Annotated in this window: 1 protein-coding gene and 2 pseudogenes; all 3 read right to left on the reverse strand. The window is 56.4% G+C overall.

Annotated elements, in window-relative coordinates; genetic code table 11:
• Window positions 1-476, reverse strand: a pseudogene (locus C2846_RS18360) (hypothetical protein); the annotation flags it as partial.
• Complete coding sequence (locus C2846_RS18365; RefSeq protein WP_119702181.1) at window positions 473-3,778, reverse strand: hypothetical protein; 3,306 nt, start codon at window positions 3,776-3,778, stop codon at window positions 473-475. The gene C2846_RS18365 and the pseudogene C2846_RS18360, both read right to left, overlap by 4 nt.
• Window positions 3,775-4,123 (reverse strand): annotated as a pseudogene (locus C2846_RS18775) (DUF2345 domain-containing protein); the annotation flags it as partial. The gene C2846_RS18365 and the pseudogene C2846_RS18775, both read right to left, overlap by 4 nt.

Below are 4,123 nucleotides of genomic sequence, written 5' to 3' on the forward strand. Positions count from 1 at the left end.
GCCCCTGCGGCCAGAAACCAGTAGGCCCAGTGTTGCTTTCTGGTGCCGAAAAAAAACATATTCCCAAACCAGAATGCAACGATTAAAAAACTTACAAATACACCTGTGTCAAAAAGAGCTGCTACTTTAACTCCCCATATGAGCCAAGGAAACCCAAAGCAACTCCACTTAATAATAAACAGCAGATACGGAATCCGGCTGCTATTTTCAAACCGCCAACGCTGCGCATCACAAAAGATCAAGTGCGGGCGTTTCTCTGCGGTCTGTCTTTCATAGGCCTTGTGCTGCCCGGCCTCCAGTTGTGACTCTATCTCAGTGACGGAGTCCAGCCCCGCATAGTGCCCCCAGTGCAAGGGCGTGCGGGTGATGCCACTCCGGTCATTCCATGCCGGAGCAAGGGCCGGAATGGCATCGGGCCGATAAGCGGCAGGGCCATAGTGTGAGTCATGGTTGTCGGGCTGGTGCTGGGCATTCATACCTTGAACTCGCTGGTTTCGATCTGCCAATAAGGGGCGTCATCTGGCCGGGTAGTGGCTGCCGGCCGACGCTTGAAGCTGGGGTCATAGGCCTGCCAGCGCTTGGGCGATGGCTGTGGCAATACCAGAACATGGGCTTTGTTGTCAGCTTGCAGCAGATGAAACTGCGCAGTGACCTTGAGCCGATGGGTAAATGTGTAGTGATGGCGTTGCACCGGCGTCAAATGGACTTGCCGAAACTGGTTGGGCAGTACATAGAGTACTGTCCCCTGATCCAACGCCAACCCACTCAATTTGGCGTCATTGACCGCTTTGCGGGTAGTCTGCTCGGCACTCGCCAGCCCTTGGCGAGGTAATGCGCCCAGTTGTTCTTCCGCGTACAGTTGAAATTCATGCTCACCGGCAAACATGGACAGCAGCGGTGAATGGATGCTGACCACCCAATCATCAGCGTCAAAACGTGGGAGTTGTGGCGTGGGTGGGACACAGCTCAACGGCGGGCTGACGGACGGGCTGCGCTCAGCATCTATGGCTTGTATCAAGATGCGCTGGGCAGAGGTAGCCTGATGGAGCCAGGTTGCCATGCGCTCAACCCGAATCACCGGTCTGCCGAGAATGCCAAGCAACTGGGTGTAGGCTGTCTGCGGGTCTTGTAAGTGGGCGAAGCGTTTATCATCACCGAGCAGGCGATCAAGCGCACCGACTTGCCCGTGTTCCCGACCAAAAGGCCCGTTTTTCAATATGGCCTCGGCATCACTGTCAATCAGCCAGTTAGCCAGCAGGCTGCCGCCGATAAACAGCACGCCGCCAGCAACCAGTACAAAGGGGTTGATGGCCATGCCAAGAGCATAGGCCGTCCATGCCGCAGCGCCGGTTGCAGCAACGCCATAAGCCAAGGCCGCATCATGATCGCCCTGATGCCAGGACCGCTTGGCGTCCCAAACTGCAAGCACTGAAGTGGCTGCCATAGCTACAGCGGATAGAGTCCTCAATATGGGCAATTTGGTGCTGCCTGTCTGCTCGTACAGCTTGGCAGCCCAACTGGAGGAAATACGTGATACGTCAAAACGGGGCTTGTTGAGAAGCGTTACCAAGCGGTTGTCCATACCCAGTATCGGTCTGGTCAGATTGCCTAATGCTACAGCCAGGTCCGCCACAGCGCTCGCCTTTCCCAGTTGAAAACGGATCCCCCCCTCCAAACCCTCCTGATTCAACCCGCGCATCCCCACAATATTCGCCTGTAAATTAAACAGGGCGCACACTACTGCCACCAAGGGCAGCGTCGGCGTTTCCAGCATTCCCTGAATGGCGCGATTGGCCTCCAGCTTCCAGGCACTGAGCTTTTGCACCTGTGGGTGATCTGCTGGCGCGGCAACCACAGTGATTTTGCCCAAATTGGGTAGTTCGCGATTGGCATGTCTTGGGCTGGTCGAGCCAATCGAGGTTCCTGAACGGTCGTGCAGGGTCGCGTAGCGGTAGCTTTGCCGGGTCAATGTACGTCGCTCTTCCGCGCTCAAGCCATAGCGTAGCCCTGCTCCCTCAACGCCCAATATCACCCAACCTCTGGCAGCAGCCTCGCCTCTTGGCATCAGTTGCAAGCCTTGCCATGAAGAGGAAAGCTTTTCCAGCACGCCAAAGGAGGGCGCAAACAGGCGTGGCAGTTCGATATTGACCAAACTGCCTGCCATGCGGTTGAGTTGGGTACCTACCGCTGTGGCAAATACATCCATCAAGTCACTGACTAGCGCCGCCTTGTTCTTGTAGATGAATAATTGATCGGCAGGGGCTCGCTCAATGTTGGCAGCCTGCAGCAAACTGCTGAGGCCCATGCGTGCAGGATCAGGCTCGCTCTCACTGGCAAGCAAGGTCAACAGTCGCTTAGCGGATTCAGGCAACTGGCCATCGGCACCCGCAAGGATATGGCGAGTAAATCGATGGTTCGCCCCTAGCAATGCCGTAGCTAAACGGTTGATTCTGGGCTCCAGAGAGGTATCGGTCTGAGAGTGGCACAGGGCATCACACTGCGAAGGGAGCTTGTTCAGTGCATCCAACGCTTCCGTCAACCAGGCGTAGGGTTCCAACAGACGTTCATCGCGGCTGTAAAGCCAGTCGGCGGCAATAATGTCCAGGTCTTGCTCAAACAGAACCAAGATACGCCGGAGGATTTGTTCTAGATAATCGCGAGTTGCTTTGCGTTCATCCTCGAATACCGCTTCCAACAGGTGTGGTCTGTCGATCAGATGACGAAACTTCGCCAGCGGGTTATCGCCTGGGCGCATTACGGTACTGTAAACGACCTGGGCATAGTTACCGTTATCGCCCTGGGCGACCAATGCATTCAAACATAGCAAATAGGCTTCGCATTGGCGTGCCTGAGCGGTGGCGTGGCGCAATACAAACAGCGGATCATCCAGCATCAGGCCAACCAGCCGTGGATAGCCGCGCAGCTTCTTGTCTTCCAGTACGTCTACATCGGTCGCCAGTTCCGGCAACGCCGCAGGCTGTTCGCCCTGCTGGATTGAAGCCAGCTTTTCCTGGATGCGCTGGAGTTTAACAACCAGTTCGTTTCCGGAAAAAGCCGTGAATGACGGAACAAAGGCTGCGGGATCAACCAGTGTGCTCTCCACATTGAAGTCCCGAGCACGTAAACCCTCAACATGTTTATCAATCAAAACCGCCGGCATAGCCTGAGTCGCCTGCCAATGCTCGCCACCGAGAACAGCAGCAGACCAGGCCGGCGTAATTCCCTGGCAACGGGCCTGGACTCTGGACTCGCTGGCTTCCAGCCAGGTTATATATTCCCAGGTCCAGGCCATTTCGCTATAGGCCATGCAGTACTGGTCAGCAACGAACCGCCCCTGCAACATGATCGGCAGCAAGGTGACCGCCAGCGGTTTGCCTACGGGTTCTCGCTCATCCGCTTGCTGCTCCTGCTCTGCCTGCTTGCGCCAGTAGACTATATCCACATCAGCAAGATTGCCCTTACCGTCGCAAACCAGTTCCCGCCATAGCTTGCCTTGACAGAAAATGTATATGCGCCCCGCTCTGGGTAGAGCACCTCGCGGTGGTTTATTGTATTCATCGTGCCCCGGCAAACGCACCATGGGCAAGACAGCCAGAAAGGTATTCTGCTGTATCTCGGGCTCTTCTTCGTGGCTGCGCATATCCTTTTCAACGAGGATATGCAGCACACCGCCGTCGGTACGCTCGATATTCAGGGCCAGACGTGCCCGCTGTGCACTGTCATATTCGGCCCGCTTGCGTACACCTTGCTCAATCGCCTGATCCTTGAGCTCAATCATGCCTGCTCCTCAGGGTCGAGAATGGTTACCTGGCCACCCAAATCGGGATCACCCCAGGCGTCAACAATCAATTGCCGTGAGCCTGGCTCGCTCGGAACAGTTGTAGACAATTGCGGATTGGAGCTGGCGCCAGAATTTTGTTCTCCAGTCAGTGCCTTATCGACATGGGCGGAAGCTTCCGGCAACTTCGGCGCCGCGCCACTGCCCTTGCCGGGGCTGCCGCCGGCATTGAGTTTGATGCCGGGGCCGCTGAGGCTGATGCCGGCGGGGCTGATGTGGATGAAGCTGCCGCCGGCGCTGAGAGTCAGTTCGCTACCGGCTTCGATGACCATTTTCTGCCCGGCC

The sequence above is a fragment of the Pseudomonas jilinensis genome, from assembly GCF_003586265.1.
Taxonomy (GTDB): domain Bacteria; phylum Pseudomonadota; class Gammaproteobacteria; order Pseudomonadales; family Pseudomonadaceae; genus Halopseudomonas; species Halopseudomonas phragmitis.

Coding starts and splice junctions, on each gene's coding strand:
- C2846_RS18365 (WP_119702181.1), bottom strand. CDS start 3,778: ATGATTGAGCTCAAGGATCAGGCGATTGAGCAAGGTGTACGCAAGCGG.